Here is a 21,557-nt window from a genome sequence, read left to right as displayed (position 1 = left end):
AGATTCGCCTCCCTCACAGCACCTATAGCGCGAAGCGGTCGCGGGCGCGCTTGGGGGCGGTGGCGCGTGCGGCCTCAGCGCGGTCGTGCTGCCAGTTCATGAGGAACAGCACACAGTCGGTGCGGTTGCTGGCGCGCAGGCGCTCGATCTGGCGATCGAACAGCTCGACATCGTTCAAGAACCCGGCATCGGCCAGAGCGCGCACCATGGCGATGTCCCCCTCACGCGCCACATACTGCACGGCCTCCGCCGCACGCTCACGCAGCGCTTCCACAATGCGATCGCGCATCTCGGGCGCCAAGCGGAAAGGCGCCGCCACGCGGTGGAGCAGGGCTCCCAGATGATCAGGCAAGCCGCGCCCCACCAGCAATTGGTCATCGTAGCGGGCGAAGTCGAAGGGGATGCCATCCTCGACGTCTTCCAAAAAGCAACTTATGAGCTGGTCGGACGTGATATGCACCACCGCATCGGCCGCAGCCAAGCGCACGATGGCGTATTCGAAGCTGCCCTCGCCGATGCTGGTGACGCTCGCGGGGATGAGCACGGGGCCGACCAGCGTGCGCGAGCAGAAGCAGTGGGCACCGATGGTGCGTAAGCCTTCGGGAAGCATGAGCTTACGCGTGCCCTTGCAGGCGTTGTCATCGCGCACCTCACGCACCGTATCGGGGATGACCAACGTCGCTGGCGCCGTGATGAGCGCGCGCTCGGCAATGAGCGTCAGCGGTGCGCCTTCCACCTCGCGCGGCAAAGCCAGGCGATCGGTGGCAGAAACCGGCGCCACCATGGCGCTCGCTGCGTTCGCCGCGGCCTCGCGAGCCGACACCGCCGTCGCGCCTCTCATGCGGGCATGGGCCGCCGACGAGAACTGGCGCGAGGGGGAATCGGGGGCCGGAGGACCCGCCACCAGATGAGCCTCACGCGAACCGTTTTCCGCAGCGACGCTGGGCTCCTTCGCAACACCGTCCTCCCGCGCGAAGCCATCCTTTTCTGCGGGGTCATTTCCTTCTGCAAACCCGTACCAGCACTGGTTTTTTTCCACGGCCTGAAAATCAGTGACACGACCTCCGCAGCGCGCGACAATGCGTGCAAGCGCCGCTGGATCGCTGGCCCGCCAAAGCGTCTCGGGGTTCATCGAGCCGTCCACGCGCTCCAGCGAGTCGGGCACATCGATGACGCGCGGCGGCGGGCATCCTTTCGCGAAGGCGGCGGCGCTCATGACGCGCACGCCATCAGGGACCACAAAATGCTCGGCATAAGGTGCCGAGGCGAAGATGAGGCGGAAGGGGGCCATCGTCTCGCTCGAGAAAAGGCGCGCATCGCCAGCGCCCAACCTCTCGCTGTGCCCACCGCCCAGACGCTCGAGCAGACAATCCTCCTTTATCGCATAGCATTTGTTGACAGGGCTCACCAGGTAGCGACGCGCCTCGAGCCGAGGGTTGGGCAGAGCCATGTCCAGCGGGGATGGGTCGTACGTGCGCACGCCCGCGCCCAGGTACACCACTTCGGCACTTACGGCATTGAACGCCTGGGAGCCCACCACTTCCACGGTGTCAGGCACCACTAGCAAGCGAACCCGGGCGCCACTCGTAAAGCGTCGGGAAAAAGCCTCTGAGGCGATGCGCACTACGGGCACATCGTCGATAAACGACGGCACCACAACGATCAAGCCGTCGGCCCGAAGACCGTGCTCGGCAAGCTTTCCCAGGTGCACGGCGGAAACCGCGTAGCCCTCGCCATCGCGTCGCACCGTTATGGGAACGTTGGTGGCAAAGTACGTCTCTTCACTTTGTGATGTTTCACGGTCGGATAGCAATGTTTCACGAGCTGTTAGAAGTGTTTCACGGTTTTGCGATGTTTCACGCTTTTGGGTTTCGCGCGCATTTTCGCAAGACGGATCCTTCGCTTCCTCTTTCGGCTGCCAGCGCGGCGTTTGCCCCAAGGTCCACAGCTCGTGGGGCGACAGCTTGCGCGCTGGCGCTGCCGCCGCTGCTGCGCCAGTGCCAGCAGCCGCCTCTCCGATGGCCTGTCCGACTGCGCTTGCTGTTGGCCCCTCCCCCTCTTCCCCGCGCACAGCACTGCCGATAATGCCCATGCGCTCCTCATCAGTTATACCCATGCCGAGCGCACCTACGATGAGCAGGTCGCCATCGGTGCCATCAAGCTCCTCGGTTTCATCGAGGGCCGCATCGTGCACCCAGGGCTTGTAGGGAGCCAGCTGAGGGCGCCAGTTCTCCCCCTCGATGGGGTGCCCCGGCTCCTCAATCGTCACGTCGGCCAGAGTTAAATGAATCGGATTTTCTTGCACCCGCGCAATGAGATCGTCAAGAGAAGAAGTTGCGTCGCGAAAGACCAGAGCAGTGGCGTCCATAGTTTTGTGCACCTTCCCAATTTCGATGCCCAAGGGCTGTTTACCCCGCGTAATCCCCATGCTACACTACAGCGCAAAGAGGCACAATGACAAAAGAATCGCCATTTTTGGTCACAAAATCGAGTTCTGGGTTTCCTTGAGAGGGAATTACGGACAGCGAAACCCACAACAGTATTGGATCTTATCCAAATATATCGAATATCAATAAGTGAGTGAGTCTTTCCGGCAGGAGAAAAACCCAGAACTCGACTTTGTGACCAAAAATGTCGAAATGTTTGTCACTCGAACCGCGAAAGGAGGGGCCGTGCGCAAAAACGAGGTGGAGGCGCTGGCCCTCGATGCTCTCGACCTGGTGCGCAACGGGCTTTTGGTAAACCTGCGCTTCATGAACGCAGCCTTTGCCCGACTCGCGCCCCTGCCCATCCCCGACGCTACGCTCGCCACCGATGGCGCGCATCTGCGGTTCGATCCCGTCACCTGGGCGCGCACTTACGCCGCCGACCCAGCCGAAGCTTCTCGCGCCTACCTGCACACGGTGCTTCACAACGTGTTTCTGCACCTTTACCCCGGAGCTGGCATCGATCCACTTCTATGGGACATCGCCTGCGACATGGTGGTGGAATCGGTGATCGACCAGCTCGACCTTCCCGCCACGCGCACGGCCCAAGCGGCAGCCTCGCGTCCCGAGCTGGAGCGCATGGCCGAAGAGGCCGGCCTCATGACTGCCGAGCGCGTCTACGCTGCCCTGCGCGATCGACGCGCCGCCGGCGCAACCGACGACGAGCTCGCCCGCCTCGGCGCTCGCTTCCACGTGGACGACCATCGCCCCTGGCATGCCATCATCATTGCCGAAGGAGAAGAAGCGTCGGGCAAGACGGGCGAGGCAACCGAAGGCGAGGGCCGCACGAGCGCTCCCGCCGCCAAGGCCGATACTTCCGGCACCGACATGGACATCCCCGATGAGGCCGCCGACGTTCCCTATTCCCACAAGGCGCACCGAGCGATGGACGCCGCCGACATCACCCAAAAGGACGCGCCCGAGAACGCCGCCCGCGCCATTGGCGAGCGCTTCGCCGACACCGTCCAGCTCGACCGCTCCCGCGAGCAGTGGGAAAACGCCGCCCTGGAAATGGGCATCCAGCTGGATGCCTACGCGAAGCTGTGGGGCATCGAAGGTTCGAACCTTGCCATGAACCTGCGCAAGGTGACCCGCGAGAAGCACGACTACCGGGCCTTTCTGCGCAAGTTCGCCCGCATGGGCGAGCAGATCCGCGTGAACGACGACGAGTTCGATTACGTGTTCTACACCTACGGGCTCGAGCTGTACGGCAACCTGCCCCTCGTGGAACCAGTGGAATTTGCCGAGGAGAAGCGCATCCGCGACTTCGTCATCGCCATCGACACCTCGGCCTCCACGAAAGACGGCCTGGTGCGCAAGTTCATCGAGCGCACCTATTCTATCCTGGCTGACGAGACGAGCTTCTTCTCCCGCATGAACGTCCTCATTGTGCAGTGCGACGCCGCCATCACCGACGTGGCTCGCATCACCTGCCTACGCGATTTGGAAGACTATCTGGATAATCCCACGATCAAGGGCCTGGGGGGCACCGATTTCCGTCCCGTGTTCGCTTACGTGGACGAGGCGCTCGCGTCCGGCGAGCTGAACGACCTGGGCGGACTCATCTACTTCACCGACGGCCAGGGCACCTATCCCGCGCGCCGCCCCGCCTACGAAACCGCCTTTGTGTTCCTCGATTCCGACGATGCCGCAGCCTCGGCGCCCGTGCCCCCCTGGGCCATGAAAGTTATCCTGGATGAAACCTTCGTGCTAGAAGAGGAGCCGCTATGACGGCCCTCTCCCCCGCTATTTTCCGAGCCGCACCCTTCCGTTCCCCGACCCGCGCACCCGCAAAGGAGCCCCTATGAACATCCGCGAAGCGAAACAGCAGATCAAAAACGCTATGGTGGCCTATTTCACCAAAGACGAGTTCGGCAACTATCTTCTGCCGCCCGAGCGCCAGCGTCCGGTGTTCCTGCTGGGCGCGCCGGGCATCGGCAAGACGGCCATCATGGAGCAGATCGCCCAAGAACTGGAAGTGGGATTCGTGTCCTACTCCATGACCCACCATACCCGCCAAAGCGCGCTGGGCCTGCCGTTCATCGCGACGAAAACCTATGACGGCGTGGAATACCAGGTGTCCGAATACACCATGAGCGAGATCATCGCCTCGGTCTATGAGGCGATGGAGGCCACGGGGCGCCGCGAGGGCATTCTGTTCCTCGACGAGATCAACTGCGTATCGGAGACGCTCACGCCGGCCATGCTGCAATTTCTGCAATACAAGATCTTCGGCCGCCATGCCGTGCCCGACGGCTGGATCGTCGTGACGGCCGGCAACCCGCCCGAGTACAACCGCACGGCTCACGACTTCGACATCGCCACGTGGGATCGCCTGAAGCGCATCGAGGTTGAGCCCGACTACGACGTGTGGCGCGAGTTCGCTGTGTCGGCCGAGGTGCATCCGGCGGTCATCACCTACCTGGACATCGAGCGCTCCCACTTCTACGCCGTGGAAGCCACCCCCGACGGCGCGTCGTTCGTGACGGCCCGCGGCTGGGACGATCTGTCGGCAATGATCAAGCTCTACGAGGCCCAGGGGCTCACCGTTGATGAGCTGCTCGTGGAGCAGTATGTGCAAAACGGCGAGATCGCAAAGCGGTTCGCCATGTATTACGACCTGTTCACGAAGTACCGCAGCGACTATCAGATCGATCGTATCTTAAACGGCAGCGCCGATGCCGGCCTGGCCGAGCGGGCCGCGGCGGCGCCCTTCGACGAGCGCGTGGCCGTCATGGGGCTTATCGTGGACGCCACGGTGAGCTGCTTGCGCGAGGCGGTTATGGAAGAGAAAGCAGCCGCGTTCGGTCATAGCGTGTTGGCCGATTTGAAGGAACGCCTGGCCGCCGAAGGCGTGGCCGAAGACGCCGATGCGAGCGCGCTCATCCGCGCCACGACCACCGAGCTGGCACGCACCCGCGACACCGAGCGGGCCGCGAGCCTGCTTTCCGACGAGCGCTACCGCTCCTTCGAGCGAACCATCAGTCTTCTTGACGAGGTGCTGCGCACGGGAGCCGATACGCCCGAGGGCGCCACGTTCAACCTGCTGCGCGAGCGCTTCAACGAGCGACTCGACGAGCTGGATGCGGCCATCGATACGGCGGCAGACGCCTTGGACAACGTGTTCAAGTTCGTGGAAGAGGCCTTCGGCGAGGGCCAGGAGATGCTCATGCTGGTGACCGACTTGTCCGTGAGCCGCGCCGGCATGGCCTTCATCAACGACCACGGGTGCGACCGCTACTTCGCCCACAACCAGAGTCTCCAGTTCTACGAGCGCGGTCACGACCTGGCCGCCCGCATCGACCGCATCACACTGGAAGAGGAGTAGCCCCCAGCGCGACCGCAGCGCCTTGCCCCGGCAAAGGACCCAAGCCACAGCAAGAGCAAGGCCGCGATCCCGGAAGGACCACGGCCTTGCCGCAGGCGACGCGTCGCCTATGGGAGAAAGCCCCGGGGCGCCCGATCACCCGGCGAGCGCCGCCATCGCGCTACGAGCACAGCACCGGCAGCGCCGCCATCTCGCTACAGGTACAGCACCGGTAGAGCCGCCAGAATGACCAGCAGACGCAGCATGAAACCACCCACAAGGACACCGCCCTCGCCGATGACGCTCACTACCATAGAGGTGGTGGAGGTCTCCACCTTTCGCGTGACAAACACCGGGTAGCCCTCGATGGCAAACGGCGCCACCAGGCCAAGCAGCACCAGACCGCCCCAGAACATTGGCGCGTACTGGCCCGACACGAGCGAGGCAACCGATGCGGCGCCCTCGGGACTGCCCGAGCTCACGATGATGAGCATGGTTGCAAGCACCACCATCTCGATAGCCGACAGAATCACGTGGCTCTTCTTGATGAGCCACATCTGCTCGAAGCGCTCACGATCGGTGATAAGGCCCACCAAGCTCGTAGCCGCCAGACCCGCCGACAGAGCCGACACCACGAACAGCACCGGCAAAATGGCGTTGTTCCACAGCGGGTAGGCGCTCACGACCCCCAGCAGAAAGCCGGTGTAGGCCGCCACGCAGAACGCGGATACGATACCTGTCCAGGTGAGCCACTTCGGCACCGGGCGACGCAGCACCTCAAGCAGCGCCGCGGCAATGGACACCGGCATGAACACGCAGATGAAGTACACGCCCAGCGTCATCACCGAGCCCGGGTTCATAATAAGATAGAAGAACCGCAGCGGGTTGTGCAGCCCGGCCTCGGCGTCCAACATGAGCATGAGCAGACCGATGCCCAGAAAGATGGGCGAGATAATGCGGCCCGCGACGCGCATCTTCACGCTGTCGGGATACTTCGCCTCCACAAAGGCTGAAGTGAGGAAGGCGCCGGCCGATGCGCCCGCCAAAAACAGGTACCAAGCGATCATAGATCCCCAAACCATTGATCATCACCTCACGTAGTAGATTTTCGCGGTGGTCAGGTCGCCCGCCAGCGGCTGGGCATTGGTGCGAGCGATTTCCTGGCAGATCTCGCTCTGCGGATCGTCCAGGTCGCCAAACAGGCGAGCGCCGGAGATGCAGGTGCCCACGCAACGCGGCGGGTTGCCCGGCTCGCCCTCGTACCAGCAGAAGCGGCATTTCTCGATAACGCCGGTCTTCTTAATCTGGATGCGGGCGCCGTAGGGGCAGGCGGCCATGCAGTACTTGCAGCCGATGCACCGTTCCTCGTCTACCAGCACCACGCCCGAGTCGGTCGTATAGGTGGCATGGGTGGGACACACCGCCTCGCAGGGAGCGTCCTCGCAGTGCATGCACTGCACTGGCACCACTTCCGCATACACGTTGGGGTAGACCCCCTGCTCCATCTCGTCGAATTTGATGAACGCCTCATCGGACTCGAGCCCGTTCACCATCTGACAGGCCACGCGGCAGGCGTAGCAGCCAACGCACTTCTTCGTGTTGATGAGCATTCCGTAACGGGCCATCAGCCTTCCACCTTCCTAACCTTCACCGCTACCTCCTGGCTCATGGTGGAGCCTACGCCGGGTTCCAAATGCAGCGGAACGAAATCCATCATGTTGAGGCCAAAGCCCTGGGCCCGAGTGAGATAGGGCGATGTGCCGCCGTAATGGGTGGGCAGAAACAGCACACCGGGCTTCAAGCGCTCGGTCACCTTCACAGCTACCTGGCCTGAGCACTCGCTGGAGGAAAGCTCCACCGTATCGCCGTCGACAATGCCCAGATCCGCGGCATCGGAGGCAGCCATCCAGAGCCGCTCGAGCTGATATTCCCGGGAGATGGCATTCAGCGCCTCCAGGTTCAGCGTCATGGTGTGGGAGTGGATACCCTGCTTGCCGCCGATGAGGGAGAACTCGCCCTCGGCCGGCTCCACCAGACGCGGCACGTAACCGATAACCGGGTTCAAGCCCGCTTCCGCCACCTTCGCCGAGGCGAACTGGAACTTTTCCGTCGGAGTCTTGAACGTCGGCGTGCCGAACGCGAAGCCGGGGTCAGCCAATTCCACGATACCGGCCTCGCGCACCTCCTCGATCGAGGTGCCCACGCTGGCCAGCTGCGCCTCGGCCAGCTCCTCCACGGTGAAGTCGAAGTACTCGCCCACGCCGCACGCCTCGGCCAGCCCGGCGAAGATCTCGTCGCAGGGGCGCGTCTCGGGATGGATGCGCTCGATGACGGGGGTGCGCAGTGCCACATAGTGCTTCTTGCCGCCGATGAACTCGGGCAGCTCCAGGCGCTCCAGCACCGTGCACTCGGGCAGCACGTAGTCCGACGCCAAAGCAGTCTCGCTCATTTGCACGTCGATAGTCACCACGAGCTTCGCCTGGGAAAGCGCCTCGCGCCACTTCGCCGGCTGGGCGTACCCCTGCACAGCGTTGGAGTTGTAGAAGAACACGCCCTGGATGGCGCCATCGGCGCAGCCGTTCAGCACAGCCAGGTTGGTGCCGGTGCCCGAGAGCGCCAACGGGTACTCGGCGTCGCCCAAACGCTTGGCGGCCGGCTTGGGCACCTCGGGGAACTTCACCGGATCCACGTCGCCCGCCTTGGGCGAAGAGGTGATGAGCGCTCCACCCTTCTGCCCCCAGCAGCCAAGAAGCGCATTCACGGCGCACACCGCGCGAGCCGTCTCGAAGGAGTTTTGATAGGCGCAGCCGAACGCTGCCCGCCAGGAAGGCTCGATAGCGCAGGCCGGTGCGGCGGCGGCCAGCGACTCGGCGATTTCCACGATGGTATCGGCCGGCACATCGCAGACGCCCTCGGCCCATTCCGGCGTGTACTCGGTCACTTGAGCAGCGAACTCCGGGAAGCCCACGGCGGACTGCTCAACGAACGCGTGATCGTACAGGTCGCGCGTCACCAGCACGTTCGCGATGCCGAGCAGGAACGCGATATCAGCGCCGGGCCTGATAGGCACCCAGTCGGTAGCAAAGACGCCGGTGTTGTTCAGGCGCGGATCCACGATGACCACCCGCGCCCCGCCCTCGGCCGCTCCGGCCAAGCTCTTCACCGAGGAGGGACGGATGCCATCGCCATAGCTGCGGCCGATGAACACCACCATTTTGGTGTTGGGGAAGTCCACCGAGAAGTTCTGGGCTCCCGTGGCTTCCTGAATACCGCTCTCTTTCGACAGATTGCAGGCAGCGGCATGGGTGTACACGTTGGGTGAGCCGAGCGCGTTCATGAAGCGCTTGCTGTAGTACTTGCCCGAGGGGCGCGGATCTTGGATGATGGCCAGCGCCTCGGGGCCGGCCTCGGCGATGATCTCCTGCACCTTCGCGCCAATTTCGGACAGAGCGTCATCCCAGCTGATAGGGACGAAGCTGCCGTCGGCGGCGCGCTTCATAGGCTGAGTCAGCCGGCCGTCGGAATAGGCCCACTGAGCCGCGCCGTGACCGCGACCGCAGAGCGTTCCCTTGGAATAGGGGTGCTCCTTCATGCCCTCGACGGTCCACAACCGCCCGTCGAGAGCGGTGGCGATCAGGCCGCACTTGCTGGAGCAGCCGTTGCACAGCGATGCGCCCTGAATCTTGGCCGCGCCCGTGGCGGCGGCCTCGGCCTGCTCGGCCCGCCACGCGGCCACCGAGCAAGTGCCCACAGCAGCCAGCGCAGCGGTGGCGGCGGTACCCTTCAGGAAGGTTCGCCTGGTGGGATTGCAGTGCATTAAAGCCTCCTTCTCTTGCATATCTGCTTTCTCCTTGTCTGGGGAAGTCCTCGGTTTTTACCGAAGGGACACGGATAGGTCTCGGACGGCCGCCGCGAGAGCTACCGCCAGCTCGCGCCCATGGGCCAGAGCGCGAGCCAGCTCGTCGGTACGAGCCGAGGGGGGCGCCGACGAGAGCGCGGCCGCATGGGCGAGCAGGGTTTGCTCGTAAGCGTCCAGCCAGTCGAAATGCTCGGACAACAGCGCAAGAGCAGCCTCATGGTTTCCCGCATCGACGCACAGGGCCACCACCTCGGTCATGAGCGTCACATGGTCGGGCATGGCGCAAAACTCCATCGGCACCTCAAGTTCGAGAGCGCGATAAAGGGCCCGCATGTGCTGGGCGCTGTCACCGAGGAGCAGATGCCGGGCCGCACCAAACTCAGCCGAGACCCCTCTGCGGCGCTCCCGTCCATCGGCCCAAGGCTTATAAAGCGATTCGACGGGCACCGCCGCCGCGGGAGCGCCCAAGGTGAGCACCTCGTTCTCGAGTCGGCAGCGCACGGCGCCCACCGGCGTCGCGGGCGCTATCGCTAAATCGGCCGCTGTCGCACGGGCCGCCTCGTACGCCGCTTCATAGTCATCGCCCCATCGCGAGAACAGAGCCCCAATGGTGCTCAGGTAGGCTGCCTTGGCGCAGACGTTCACCCGTGCGGCATCGCGCACGACCTCTCTCTCCGATGTTTGCGCGGTCGCACGCGCAGCCCCGCCTCTTGTCTCTTGCATTTCGCACCTCCTTCCGTTGGCGCTCCATGCTAGAATCGTCGGCTATGCGCCATATCATCAGTTTCTGATGATTTACCGAGACGCAAGTCAGTCATAATAGAGGACGCGACAGGGAAACGCCCAGTTCACACTGGCAATGGAGAAGGAGGAGCAGGGCCGTGACAGCAGTCCGCGATGCACCATCGGCCGCTATCGAGCCGCTTCACCGCTTTCTGCACCTGTGCTATCTCGGCCTCGCGTTTTTCTGGGCCTGCAGCATGCTCACCTTCCGCAGCTCCATCCTGCTCACCGGCGCGGCGGACACGCCCCAGTACAATACGTTGATCGTCGTCGTATCGTTTTTGGCAAACATGACCGTGCTCTTAGGCGTGTCGGCCCTTGTAGAGCGGGCGCCGGAAAATCTGGCGAAACTCTCGCCGTGGCCCTTCTGCGGATGCATCCTTGTCGGCATCGCGGCTATCGGCGGCGCCGGCATATGGTTTGCCGGCCCAGCGCTTTCCGCATCGCTCGTGATCGGCTCGACGCTATGCGGCGTCGGCTTCGGCTACCTATGGGGGAGCTGGGCGGACGTGCTCGGACGCGTGCATCCCTCGCGCACGGCCCTGTATGCCCCGGCGTCGTTCTTGCTCACCACCATCATCTTTCTCGCCGTCGACTCCCTCGTGGCCCTCACTCCCTTTCCGCCCCTTGCGCTCATGGCTCCCCTGCCAATAGCCTCGGTTCTCTGCCTGAAGCGCTGCCGTACCGAGAGCAGCCAGCCGTCGGTTCTCCTCGCGCCCCACCGAACCGAGTCTCAGCGCTACCTGGCGGCTCTCACCACCCTCGTGCCGCTCATCATCGCCGCCCTCGTTTTCTCCTGCCTGTTCGGCTTTATGTGGGAGACCGCCGTGCTCAGCGTGAACTCCGCGAGCACGGCCCATGAACTGCCCCTCGTGCTGAATTTCGTCGTTGCAGTGCTTCTTTTGGCCTTCACGGTTGCCTTGCAGCGGCGAGTAAACCTGTCGCTAGTCTACCAACTGCTTATCCCCATCGCCATCGTGCTGTTCGCGGCGCTGCCGTTTTTCTGGAATGTTCACCCCGTAGTGCTGAACGCAATCATGAGCGCCGTACATGGAGTCTTCGACGTGGTCATCTGGTACCTGGTAGCCACAGCTGCCTACGATTACGCCGTATCGGGCTTCGTTATAGGGGGCCTGGTGAGGGCGCTGTCCATTCTCGCACGGCTCGTGGGCATCGGCATCGGGTATCTGATCATGCTCCTCCCCGAAGTGGCTGGCTGCGCTGTAGTAGGCGTGTGCATCGGAGCGGTGTACCTGCTCGTCATCCTGCTATGGTTTCTCTGGCACAACGCCAAACGCTCGGTTTCGGACGAGGAGGCAGAAGGGAGAATGGCGATTGGCGAGGCGACCGGCGACGGCAACGCGAATCCGCATTCGAGCGTCTCAGATCCATCGTCGGTCTTAGCTGCCCCAACAGCCGTCAAGGCAACCGACAAAGCAGCTGCCGACCCTGCCAGCACCTCTCCCGTTGTGGAGTCCATCAGCACTTCTGCGACCGGCGAGATCGATGGGGCCGAAGCTATTAACAGCGAAGAGGTCGTCTTCGCGCTCCTCGCCGACGACTACGGCCTCACCCGTCGCGAGGCCGAGGTGCTCCCCTACCTCGCCCGCGGCCGCTCCGCAAAGGTCATCGCCGAAGCGCTCTTCGTCTCGGAATCCACCATCCGCACCCACACCCGCCGCATTTTGGAGAAGACCTGCCTGCATTCCAAGCAGGAACTCATCGATCTCGTTGAGAAGTATTAGAAGCCGGCGGTGGTGCGCGCCGCTTGGTGCACCAGTCGACGCGCACCACCAAGCCGTCTAAAGCCTTGGCGCGACACCACGCGCAACCAGAACCTGCGGCTCTACGAGCGCGGTCATGACCCGGCCGCCCGCATCGGGCGCATCACACTGGAAGAAGAGCGTCTAAAAGCACCATCGATCCGAAATGTGCAAAATGAGCCATTTCTCGTAGCTATTGGCGGCAAATGCGAAAAGTTTTCCCTGTTCACGCTAAACGGTTCAAGCCCTCCCGGCACAAAATCCTACGAGAAGTACCCTGTTTTGTGCATTCGAGGCTTCCCCATAATCCGCGGGGACTACTCCCGTTGGTGTATCTGCGTGGGCCGGTCGTGATTGGGGGTTGCCGAGGTCATTGGGACGTGCTGGGGCGTGATAGTGTGCACTCCAGCACATGACCGACCCCCTTTCAGAAGGAGATCACCAATGACCAACCTGAACACCACCCCGAACCCCTTCGGCAAGCATTCGTTCCGCGACAACGCCGTCGACTCCGCCGCGAGCCAGACCTACGAGTTCGACATCGACGGCTCCGTGGCCGCCAGCGTCGAGAACACCGCCACCGCCAAGCCGAAGTTCGGCCGCCGCTCCTTCCTCACCGGATTCGCCGGCGCCGCACTCGCCTGCATGCTCGCGTTCGGCGTGCAGGGCGCCATCATCGACCCCGCCACCGCCGAGGCCACGGGCACCCCTTCCGCTACCCAGACTGTCATCAACACCAACGATGACGCGACCCTGGCTGAGGCCGTGGCCGCCAAGTGCCTGCCGTCCGTGGTATACGTGGAGACCTACGCCGATGCGGGCGACCAGCTCCAGGGCTTGGGTACCGGCTCGGGCGTCGTGATGACCGAGGACGGCTACCTCATCACCAACAACCACGTGGTCGACGGCGGCAGCGCCTACAAGGTGACCATCGCCGGCAACACCTACGACGCCGAGCTGGTGGGCACCGACCCCTCCTCCGACGTGGCGGTGTTGAAGGCCAAGGACGCCAGCGGCCTCACCCCCATGGAGATCGGCGATTCGGACAACCTGACCGTCGGCGAGTGGGTCATGACCCTGGGCGCCCCCTTCGGGCTCGAGCAGTCGGTGGCCACGGGCATCGTGTCCGCCACGAGCCGCTCGCAGATCATGGACGCGAGCGAGTCGATGCAGTCCGGCGGCAGCGGCGAGACCACTATCTACCCGAACATGATCCAGACCGATGCGGCCATCAACCCGGGCAACTCCGGCGGCGCGCTTGTGGACGACGAGGGCAAGCTCATCGGCATCAACACGCTGATCACCTCGTATTCCGGCAACTACTCCGGCGTCGGGTTCGCCATTCCGGTGAACTACGCGGTGAACCTCGCCCAGCAGATCATCGCCGGCGAGACCCCGACCCACGCCCAGCTCGGCGTGAGCCTGTCCACGGTGAACGACCAGGCGGCTGCCAGCTACGGCCTAGCCGCTGAGTCCGGCGCCTACGTGGCCGCCGTCTCCCAGGGCTCCGGCGCCGAGGCGGCCGGCCTCCAGGAGGGCGACATCATCACGGCCCTGGACGGCGAGTCTGTGGAAGGCGCTTCCGACCTCATGCTGGCCGTGCGCGGCAAGAACCCTGGCGACACCGTGAAGCTCACCGTGAACCGCAACGGCCAGGAGCAGGAGATTTCCGTGACCCTGGGCGACGATGCCGCCAGCCAGAAGGCCGCTGCCGAGCAGAAGGCTCAGCAGGAGCAGCAGATGCCCGAGCAGGGTCAGGACTTTGGCCGGGGCTACGGCGACGGTAACGACTACGGTTACGGCTGGGGCTACGGTGACGGCTACGGCCAGGACGGCGGCAACGAGTACGGCTACGGCGATGGCTACGGCAACGGCCTGAACCTGGACGATCTGTTCGGCCAGCGCTAAGTCGTCACAGCGGCCTGCGCGTCAAGCATACCGGCAGTAGGGACTCACGATTCCCTTGCAGCAGGGGCGACCATCAGGTCGCCCCTTTTCTGTTGAAAGCTCTGTGATTGAATGCTCTCTACTCAGCGCTGAGCACTTCCAGATTGCCGCTTATGATGTCGAAGGAGAGCTCGCAGGAGTGCGACGGATCTCCAGAGGAATCGGCGAAGTCGTTCGTGAAGTTCCCAGAGGTTTTATCCACCTGCGCCGTCAGCGCGGTATCGGCCGGAAGCTCCAAAACGATGTGTCCGGAGGCAAGCGATCCAGAGATGGTCTCCGGGGCCGACAAGCACGGGCCGAAGCGAAACTCCCCTGAAGCCTGATCGACGCTCAGCGTCTTTGCGACGGAGCCTTCGTAAGCGACATTGCCACTTGCAAGATTCAACTCAAGATCGGTTACCGACATCTGGCTCACTGTGACGGAGCCCGAAGCAACATCAAGTTCCATTCTTTCGCACAACGTAGCGCCGGCGCCATCGACATGGTACTCCCCCGAAGCCGTCTCAAGGACGAAGCGCTCAAGAGACGCCGCCGCGCACACCGCTGTGCAGCGTCGCATCCGCCACCTCGCTCGCGGCATCACCCGCATAGCCGGCCATCTCGCCGACCGCATCTCCCGCATATCCGGCGATCTCGCCCATGGCGTTCCAGCCTACACAGCCCATCAAGCCACCGGGCGCAAGCAGCGAGCCCAGCGGAGCAACGACCACGCCACGACCGCAGCCGCCGAAGAACCCACACACCCCCAGGCAAAGCAGCACGATGAGCGCGATCTTCACATAGGTGCTCCGTTCCAGTTTCATTGGGCGCCTCCTTCTGAGGAGGAATCACTTTTCGCCGCGACGTTCTGGCGTTCGGCCAACCACGTCTGATAAGCCGGATCAGCCTCCAAGGTGTTCACCACCCAATAGTAGAAGGGAATGGTGAGGAAGATCACCCAGCCGGGATGCCACCAGCCGAAGCAGAAGCCAGCAAGTAGGAAGATGACCGCGCACAGAAGCGGGTAGGGAAACGACTGCAGCGGATCTTTCGGTTGGGGCGTCGGTGGCGGCGCAATGGGCACCGAGGATGCCGGCGGAATGGAACCCGGTGGGCAGGAGCCAGGAGGGTAGGCACCCGGGCTCTGCGGCGATGCCGGCGAACCGTGCGAAGACGCGCCAGGGCCATAGCCCGCACTCGGTTGCCGATGGCCCGGCGCTCCGTATGTGGAAGGCGAGAACCCGTGCGGCGCCCCTCGGCCGGAAGCACCGGCCTGTCCAGGGGACGGAGCAGGCGGCGGGAAGCCTCCCGACGTCGCAGCGGGCGCGCTCACTTCCACGACCACTTTCGGCACGTCGGGCGCCTCAGCTGCCGTCGCAGCCGCCGCCTCGGCCCGCGCCGCCGCTGCCAAAGCCGCCTCCGCCGCAGCAGCGGCCTCGGTCTCAACGGATTCAGCACGTTCCTGGGATTCGAAGCGCATGTCCTCTTCCACCTCGGGGCTCACGCGCAGAAGCTCATCCAGGGTCACCTCGTACAAGTCGGCCAAGGCAATAAGGTTTCCCATATCGGGCGCCGACTCGGCGCGCTCCCACTTGGAAACGGCCTGGCGCGACAGCCCCAGCTGCTCGGCCAGCCCCTCTTGGGAGAACCCGCGCTCACGGCGCAATTCGGCAAGGCGTTGGGCGATTTCGACGTTCATCACGGTTCCCTTTCGCGTCTTGTTCGTCACATCTCGCCTTTCACCCTATGGTTTCAACCCCGGTTGCACCAGCACCTTATGTGGTCAATTTACCAGAAACGAGCGAAAAATCCCCGACAACCATTGGTTGCCCCACCCACGAACAGGTAATTTGCGCCTTTTCCAGACAGCCAACCCGAACCATCCGTGCCGCCTATGCGACGCAAGCCATCAATCCCGTCAGTCACAGCGGATACTCGAGCAGATCCTCGATGCGGCAACCCAGCGTCTGAGCGAGCCGATAGAGCGATGAGCCCTGGCCGTGATTGATGTTCTTGCAGCGCTGCTCATACTGCTGAATCGCCCTCAGCGACACGCCCGACTTCTCCGCCAGCGCCACCTGGGAAAGACCCCTTTGCTCGCGCCACGATTTCAAAGGAGCACCCCGCCGGGCCACGCGCTCCTCGATCACTTCAACGAACTTCTGCTCTGCTGCTTCGTGGAGCGGCCAATACAGCGTGCGGATTTCCTCCATAGTCGTTACGCGACCTATGGTTCGGAACGGGCGGCCCGTCTCCCACTGCCAGTAGGCCAGAACCCAACCGCACCAATAGTCGGGCCCTTCCCCGTCGGACGCCATATCGGCCAGAGGCACGCCGATATCCAGCCCGGCCCGATAGCACACGTCAAGCACCAGCTCGATGCCTGACGAACCACTCACATAGCGCGGGGCGCCGGCGCCAAACGCATCGGCAACCCCTGTCGCTACGAACATTTCAAAGAACTGGTCGAGCCCCAAGTTGACACGGTTGGCCGCGCAATCGAATGCCTCGCCCAGCGCCTCCATGGCATCGAACAGATAATCTTCGCTATAGGCCTGCAAGATCGGTCACCTCTTCTCGCAAAAGGTCGCGCAAGAAAATACCGTCGATGCCCTGCCGGGCAGCCTCCTCGCGATAGAGCGCCCGCGCCTTCTCGTCGCGCTCCTTCCGCTTAGGGTAGTAAACGGCGCTGGGCGCCACTGTGGCTTCGACGAACTCGATGGCCTTGAATGCCTCCGGGCTCTTGAGTACGATCTGCTGGCCCAAATCACCGAGATGCAAAGCCCGCGTCAACTGCTCCAAAGAAATATCGTTTCGCAAAAAGGCGCGGGCGAAGGTGAAGTAACTGTCATCAGCACGGTGCCCCACGATAACGTCGAACGACTCCGCATCCAGCAGGTAGTGGGCACGAAGAAACTCGCTACCCGCTTGAGCCACCGGGGTGCGCAGATCGATCTTGCGATGCTCCAGCAACAGCGCCAGCCAATGAAGCGTCGAGTATTCCGGAGAGGAAAGTTCAAGAACCTTAAGGCCGCGGCCATCGAAGCGATACTCGTTAGCGTAGCCGTCGTAGCCTTCTTCGGAGCAGGCCCACTCGCGCGCCAATTCGATATGCTCGGTGCAATAAAACCCGCGGCCGTAGTCGTTATATGGCCTACCACCACCGTAGAAAGGATGCGCCACTATTTGAGGCGATCCATGAAATAGGGTCATAAGTTCCATGGTTTACCTATCTCTCCAGAGATACTTCCAGAAGTATAGCATAGATATCTCTCCAGAGATATCTAAGATACGCCACGGAATCTTGCTTGGCTTACTGCAAGCCCTAGGCGACATCGCCCTTGGCATCGTTGCCTTTGCGGGCGTTCCACCATTTGGAGAGTTGAACGATGATGACTTCCACGAGCGGAATCGTGAGGAAGACGACCCAGGCGGGGCCGTGCCAGTGGACGTCGACGAAGACCATCCAGAGAAACCAGGCGGTAGCCCCTATGGGATACAGCGCGCACAGCATGGGAGCGATGCGGCGAGATGCGACTGCCGCGCCCACAATGTAATAGGTCGGAATGAGGAACAGCAAAAAGAGCGTCGGCCCCCAAATGCCGCTGAGCATCCCGAAGGCGAGGTAGCCCACAATCACCAAGGCCCAGAAGGGGAACTTCAGCCACTTCTTAGCCCTGTCTGCATCGAAGTCACCGGGTGATACCCCGAAGGGATTGTCACGCGTGAAGATATGCTCTGCCGCCTCAGGATCCGTCGTGTTGACGCGCACGCCGTCCCAACCGACGTGCACCTCTTCGCCGTGGCGGTCGACCACGTGCACGCCCTCGGCCCAGGACACGTGCACATGGTCCTTGCCGTCGTCCACGTGAATGCCACCGGGCCCGAAGTGCACCTTGCCGCGGCCCTCCTTTTCGAAGTCAACGCCCTCGGCTGTCTCGGCATCACATGCATCGCCAACGCCACCGCCCTCTGGCGAAGCCGTCTCTTCCGAAGCTTCCGCGACGACAACCCTGCTCGCGCCACGCACTTCCGCGCGGTCGGCGGCCTCAAAGGCCACGTCATCTTCGATGGATTCGTCCACGTACAGAAGCTCGTCCAGCGACACCCCGTAGAGCTTCGCCAGGGCAATGAGGTTGTCGGTGTCAGGCGACGACTCTGAGCGCTCCCATTTGGAAGCAGCCTGGCGCGACACGCCCAACTTCTCCGCGAGGGCCTCCTGCGACAGCCCTGCAAGCTTTCGGCGCGCGGCCAAGCGCTCGGCGATTTCGACATTCATGGTGTGCTGCCTTTCTTCTGCGATTGCCTCTCAAAAACGCCTTGGAGCCTACCGAAAACCTCTTTGCCACGGAACCAATTCGCGTTGTCATTTTCCGCAATTATTGGTTGCGGAAGCGCTGAACTAGGAAAATACCCCAGCGGTCACCACGCGCACGGCAGCATTCGCGCTCGTTAGCGGCCGTCCCGCAGTGCCTTCAGGCGCGCCAGGGTGTCAGCGGGGATGCGCTCGGCGACGGTGTTCTTGCGCGCCACCTTCGGGGTGTCATCCAAACGCGCATCTTCGTAGTACTCGCCCATCTCGTGGGAGAAGCCGTCGGCGCTCATGCGATCGACGCCGCCGCCGAACACCGTGTCTTGAATGGCCGCGTCGCTCGTGACCACCACGGTCTCCACCCCGCGCTTGCCCGCGTCGTAGGCCAGCTTCTCGATCACCTTGTCGGCCGACTGCCCCGCCGGGGAGAAGATCACCTGCACGCCGCCGATCTTCGTGCGCGAGCCTTCCGAAAGCTCGTTATCGGCGGCGTCGAAGACGATGATGGCGCCCATGTCGCGCCCGGCGTAGTTCGCCACGTCGTTGATGAGCCGGTCGCGGGCGGCGTTGAAGAAGTCGTCGGTGTAGTCCTCGTCGGCCCGCGGCTGCCACCGGTACCGGCTGCCCGACCGCAGCACGTTGTACCCGTCAACGATGAGAAGCCTCTTGCGTTGCTTGGCCATGATGCGATCTGCGGCCTATTCCCAGTTCTGGCGCAGCCACTCGTACATGCAGGCGGTGGAGGCCTGGGCCACGTTCAGCGAGGAAATCTCTCCCACCTGGGGCAGCTTCACGCCGAAATCGCAGTTCTCCAGCACAAGGCGCGACACGCCTTCACCCTCGTTGCCCATCACGAGCGCGATCTTGCCCTTGAGGTTCGACTGCCAAATGAGATCGGAAGCGTGCTCGGTGGCGGCGGCCACCCAGAAGCCCTCGTCCTTCAGACGCTCGATGGTGCTCACGAGGTTCGCCACCTGGGTGACGGGAATGTGAGAAATAGCCCCGGCCGAGCTTTTGTAGGTGGCGGCGGTCACGCGGGCGGCGCGCTTGTTGGGAATGACAATGCCGGAAGCGCCCACGCACTCGGCCGAACGGGCGATGGCCCCCAAGTTGCCGGCATCGGTGATGTGGTCGAGCACCACAATGAGCGCGCGGCCGTCGTGTTCCTCAGCCGACTGCTTCGCCGCGTCCAGGATCGTCGTCACGTTCACGTAGTTGAACGGAGCCGCCTCGGCCATGACGCCCTGGTGGCTACCGCGCTCGGAAACCTCGTCGAGCTTCTTCTTCGATACCTTCTTAATAGGCACGTCCAGGTTCTTCGCCTTGCGCTGGATGTCGCGCACCAAGCTGTCGCCCTGGCTCAGGTTGTCGGCCATGAGGATGTACTTCAGCGGCACGTGGGTACGCAGCGCCTCAATGACAGGACGCTTGCCTTCAATGAAATCAGCCATGGAATCGCTTTCGTCGTGGTAGTTCAATGGTAATCGAGAAGTTTACCACGGGGCTGCGGCTCCACCAGCATCCGCACGCCCAATCACGCCAAAACAACGCTGGGCCACCGCCCAAGCGGCAGCCCAGCCCGTGAATACTTTTGAATTCTTCGCTCGTCAGTTACTCAAGTAAATTTTACTAAAATCCACTTGAGTAAAATTCATCCGCGCAATCCTCTACTCCGTCTTCGCGTCGCGGGCGGCGATTTCGGCGGCCTTCTTGGCGAACTCGGCGCGCTGCTCGGGGGTCATCATGGCCATCTGCGCTTCCAGCACGTCGTGCTTCAGCGCTGTGGCGAAATCAGCAGAGTCTTTCTTGGCGCCCTCGGTCGCCTTCTTGACCGCATCGGCAGCCATCTCAGCTTGCGAGCGCGCCATGGACACGGCAGCCTCGGTCTGCTCGTGAGCCAACTCCGCGGCCGTCTTGGCCTGATCGTTCAGGTGGCTCGCGGCCGCCTGAGCCTCACGGGCCGCCTCGCCGACCGCGGTCTGGGCCTGCTGGCCCACGCGCTCGGCGGTGGCCTGAGCCTGTTTCAGCACCTCGGAGTTGATGGCCTTGCCCTGCTCCACGGTGATCTCGCCCTTGGCGATAAGCTGCTCCACCAGCTCCTGGGTCTTCTCGGCGCCGAGCGCCATGGCGCCCACACCAGCCAGGAACACGTCCTTCAATCCATCGGCAATCGTCGTCATTTCGAGGCCTCCCTTATCTCGACGGTGATTTCGCACCCTCTACTATACGAGCGCCCCCGCCCCACGTATGCCAACGGGGCAGCACCGTTACCGCCCCGTCAAAGGTTGATTGATTTGGTTAGGGAATCTGCCGCGAATGATTGCTCGCAGCCGTGCGCCCTGCGCGCGCCTGCGCGCCCGTGCGCTCGCATTCGCTCGTTCGCGGGTGCTATCCCAGGATCAGCTTCAAGACCACGTAGGCCACCACGAACCCCGACACGGCGCTTACCCCCATTTTCAGGCCGGCTGAAGCTACCGGGTGCTTGCGTCCGAAGGCCTCGTTGTCGCGCACCGGCTCCTCGCCGCGGGAGTACGCCACAATGTCGCGATAGGTGACCAGGTCGTACTTCTTCTTCATCGACTCCACCATGCCGAGCAGAATACATCCTAAAACCCACAGCGCAAGAAACAGCACAATTCCCAGCACCTCGCTCTCGGTGCACTTCGGCATGAGCGAGGAGGGGGCCGTAGGCACCGCGAACCCCACCGCCACGCACACCAGCCCGACGCCCACAAGCGCCCAAGCTGCCACCGTCAGGCGGCTCATTGTCTTCCAGTCGTTCTCAATCGCCTTTTCCATCGTTGCCACGTCTCCTTTCACGAGCTCATCGATGGACGTGCCGAAGATCTCGCTTAAGAGCAGAAGGCTCTGCACATCGGGATAGGTGCGGTCGGTCTCCCAGTTGGAAATGGTCTGCCGCGATACGAAAATGCGCTCCGCCACGTCCTCCTGGGACAGCCCCAGTCGGTTCCGGTGCTCCTTGAGATGCTCCTTGAGTTCCACAACACGTCCTTTCGCGATCAGAGTGACATGACACGCCGCAGCGTACCACCAAAACCCTTTGGCACAACCCCGCAGCCAATGAAAACCCCTGCCAAAAGTCTTTGACAAGGGTTCTGAA

Annotated in this window: 19 protein-coding genes; 4 read left to right on the top strand and 15 right to left on the bottom strand. The window is 63.0% G+C overall.

Features of this window, described 5'->3' with window-relative positions:
- Positions 1-22: 22 nt before the first annotated feature.
- Positions 23-2,368, bottom strand: coding sequence for a hypothetical protein (locus NE591_RS07175; protein WP_173111575.1), 2,346 nt, complete (start codon positions 2,366-2,368; stop codon positions 23-25).
- Between the two features lie 304 nt (positions 2,369-2,672).
- On the opposite strand from NE591_RS07175, the gene NE591_RS07170 reads away from it, so the two are divergent.
- Both NE591_RS07170 and NE591_RS07165 read left to right on the top strand, forming a co-directional pair.
- Positions 2,673-4,217, top strand: coding sequence for a VWA-like domain-containing protein (locus NE591_RS07170; protein WP_256156528.1), 1,545 nt, complete (start codon positions 2,673-2,675; stop codon positions 4,215-4,217).
- Positions 4,218-4,290: 73 nt separating this feature from the next.
- Positions 4,291-5,814 carry an ATP-binding protein gene (locus NE591_RS07165; RefSeq protein ID WP_256156527.1) on the top strand — a complete coding sequence of 508 codons (1,524 nt, stop codon included), beginning with the start codon at positions 4,291-4,293 and terminating at the stop codon, positions 5,812-5,814.
- A gap of 194 nt (positions 5,815-6,008) precedes the next feature.
- Here the strand turns inward: NE591_RS07165 and nrfD are convergent, their stop codons facing one another.
- Genes nrfD through NE591_RS07145 form a run of 4 tightly spaced genes read right to left on the bottom strand, consistent with a single transcriptional unit; the run spans position 6,009 to position 10,375 of the window.
- On the bottom strand, positions 6,009-6,875 hold the full coding sequence (gene nrfD / locus NE591_RS07160; RefSeq protein WP_022738490.1) for an NrfD/PsrC family molybdoenzyme membrane anchor subunit: 867 nt from the start codon (positions 6,873-6,875) through the stop codon (positions 6,009-6,011).
- 6 nt (positions 6,876-6,881) lie between these two features.
- Complete coding sequence (locus NE591_RS07155; protein ID WP_022738487.1) at positions 6,882-7,418, bottom strand: 4Fe-4S dicluster domain-containing protein; 537 nt, start codon at positions 7,416-7,418, stop codon at positions 6,882-6,884.
- A complete protein-coding gene (locus NE591_RS07150) occupies positions 7,418-9,610 on the bottom strand; it encodes a molybdopterin-dependent oxidoreductase (RefSeq protein ID WP_256156556.1) in 2,193 nt (730 codons plus the stop codon). Before NE591_RS07150 ends, NE591_RS07155 begins: the two co-directional genes overlap by 1 nt.
- Positions 9,611-9,667: 57 nt before the next feature.
- On the bottom strand, positions 9,668-10,375 hold the full coding sequence (locus NE591_RS07145; protein WP_173111563.1) for a molecular chaperone TorD family protein: 708 nt from the start codon (positions 10,373-10,375) through the stop codon (positions 9,668-9,670).
- A 158-nt stretch (positions 10,376-10,533) separates the two neighbouring features.
- Between NE591_RS07145 and NE591_RS07140 the strand changes: the two genes are divergently transcribed.
- Together NE591_RS07140 and NE591_RS07135 are read left to right on the top strand one after the other, a co-directional pair.
- Positions 10,534-12,180, top strand: a complete 1,647-nt coding sequence (locus tag NE591_RS07140; protein ID WP_256156526.1) for a helix-turn-helix transcriptional regulator — start codon at positions 10,534-10,536, stop codon at positions 12,178-12,180.
- Positions 12,181-12,642: 462 nt separating this feature from the next.
- The gene (locus NE591_RS07135; RefSeq protein WP_305145183.1) at positions 12,643-14,106 is read left to right on the top strand and encodes a S1C family serine protease; all 1,464 of its coding nucleotides are present in this window, start codon (positions 12,643-12,645) and stop codon (positions 14,104-14,106) included.
- Between the two features lie 118 nt (positions 14,107-14,224).
- Here the strand turns inward: NE591_RS07135 and NE591_RS07130 are convergent, their stop codons facing one another.
- From NE591_RS07130 to NE591_RS07085, 10 genes are all read right to left on the bottom strand, one after another.
- Positions 14,225-14,704, bottom strand: a complete 480-nt coding sequence (locus NE591_RS07130) for a DUF4097 family beta strand repeat-containing protein (RefSeq protein ID WP_256156525.1) — start codon at positions 14,702-14,704, stop codon at positions 14,225-14,227.
- Entirely contained in the window at positions 14,664-14,948 is a 285-nt protein-coding gene (locus tag NE591_RS07125; protein WP_173111533.1) for a hypothetical protein, read from the bottom strand. Before NE591_RS07125 ends, NE591_RS07130 begins: the two co-directional genes overlap by 41 nt.
- Positions 14,945-15,853 carry a helix-turn-helix domain-containing protein gene (locus tag NE591_RS07120; protein ID WP_256156524.1) on the bottom strand — a complete coding sequence of 303 codons (909 nt, stop codon included), beginning with the start codon at positions 15,851-15,853 and terminating at the stop codon, positions 14,945-14,947. Before NE591_RS07120 ends, NE591_RS07125 begins: the two co-directional genes overlap by 4 nt.
- Before the next feature lie 193 nt (positions 15,854-16,046).
- Positions 16,047-16,685 (bottom strand): helix-turn-helix domain-containing protein, encoded by a 639-nt coding sequence (locus tag NE591_RS07115; protein ID WP_256156523.1) that lies wholly within the window; start codon positions 16,683-16,685, stop codon positions 16,047-16,049.
- Positions 16,672-17,346, bottom strand: coding sequence for a DUF3990 domain-containing protein (locus NE591_RS07110; RefSeq protein ID WP_041714291.1), 675 nt, complete (start codon positions 17,344-17,346; stop codon positions 16,672-16,674). The genes NE591_RS07115 and NE591_RS07110 overlap by 14 nt, the downstream gene beginning before the upstream one ends.
- A 103-nt stretch (positions 17,347-17,449) precedes the next feature.
- Positions 17,450-18,403 carry a helix-turn-helix domain-containing protein gene (locus NE591_RS07105; protein WP_256156522.1) on the bottom strand — a complete coding sequence of 318 codons (954 nt, stop codon included), beginning with the start codon at positions 18,401-18,403 and terminating at the stop codon, positions 17,450-17,452.
- Positions 18,404-18,576: 173 nt separating this feature from the next.
- Positions 18,577-19,119, bottom strand: coding sequence for an NYN domain-containing protein (locus NE591_RS07100; protein WP_256156521.1), 543 nt, complete (start codon positions 19,117-19,119; stop codon positions 18,577-18,579).
- Positions 19,120-19,134: 15 nt separating this feature from the next.
- Positions 19,135-19,887, bottom strand: a complete 753-nt coding sequence (rlmB, locus tag NE591_RS07095; RefSeq protein ID WP_256156520.1) for a 23S rRNA (guanosine(2251)-2'-O)-methyltransferase RlmB — start codon at positions 19,885-19,887, stop codon at positions 19,135-19,137.
- A gap of 216 nt (positions 19,888-20,103) precedes the next feature.
- Complete coding sequence (locus NE591_RS07090; protein ID WP_256156519.1) at positions 20,104-20,616, bottom strand: phasin family protein; 513 nt, start codon at positions 20,614-20,616, stop codon at positions 20,104-20,106.
- A 208-nt stretch (positions 20,617-20,824) separates the two neighbouring features.
- A complete protein-coding gene (locus tag NE591_RS07085; protein WP_022738440.1) occupies positions 20,825-21,439 on the bottom strand; it encodes a helix-turn-helix transcriptional regulator in 615 nt (204 codons plus the stop codon).
- Positions 21,440-21,557: the final 118 nt, after the last annotated feature.

The organism is Adlercreutzia sp. DFI.6.23 (assembly GCF_024462535.1).
Lineage (GTDB): Bacteria > Actinomycetota > Coriobacteriia > Coriobacteriales > Eggerthellaceae > Adlercreutzia > Adlercreutzia rubneri.
The sequence above is the reverse complement of the archived record's forward strand: the minus strand, read 5'-3'. Positions and strand labels throughout refer to the sequence as shown.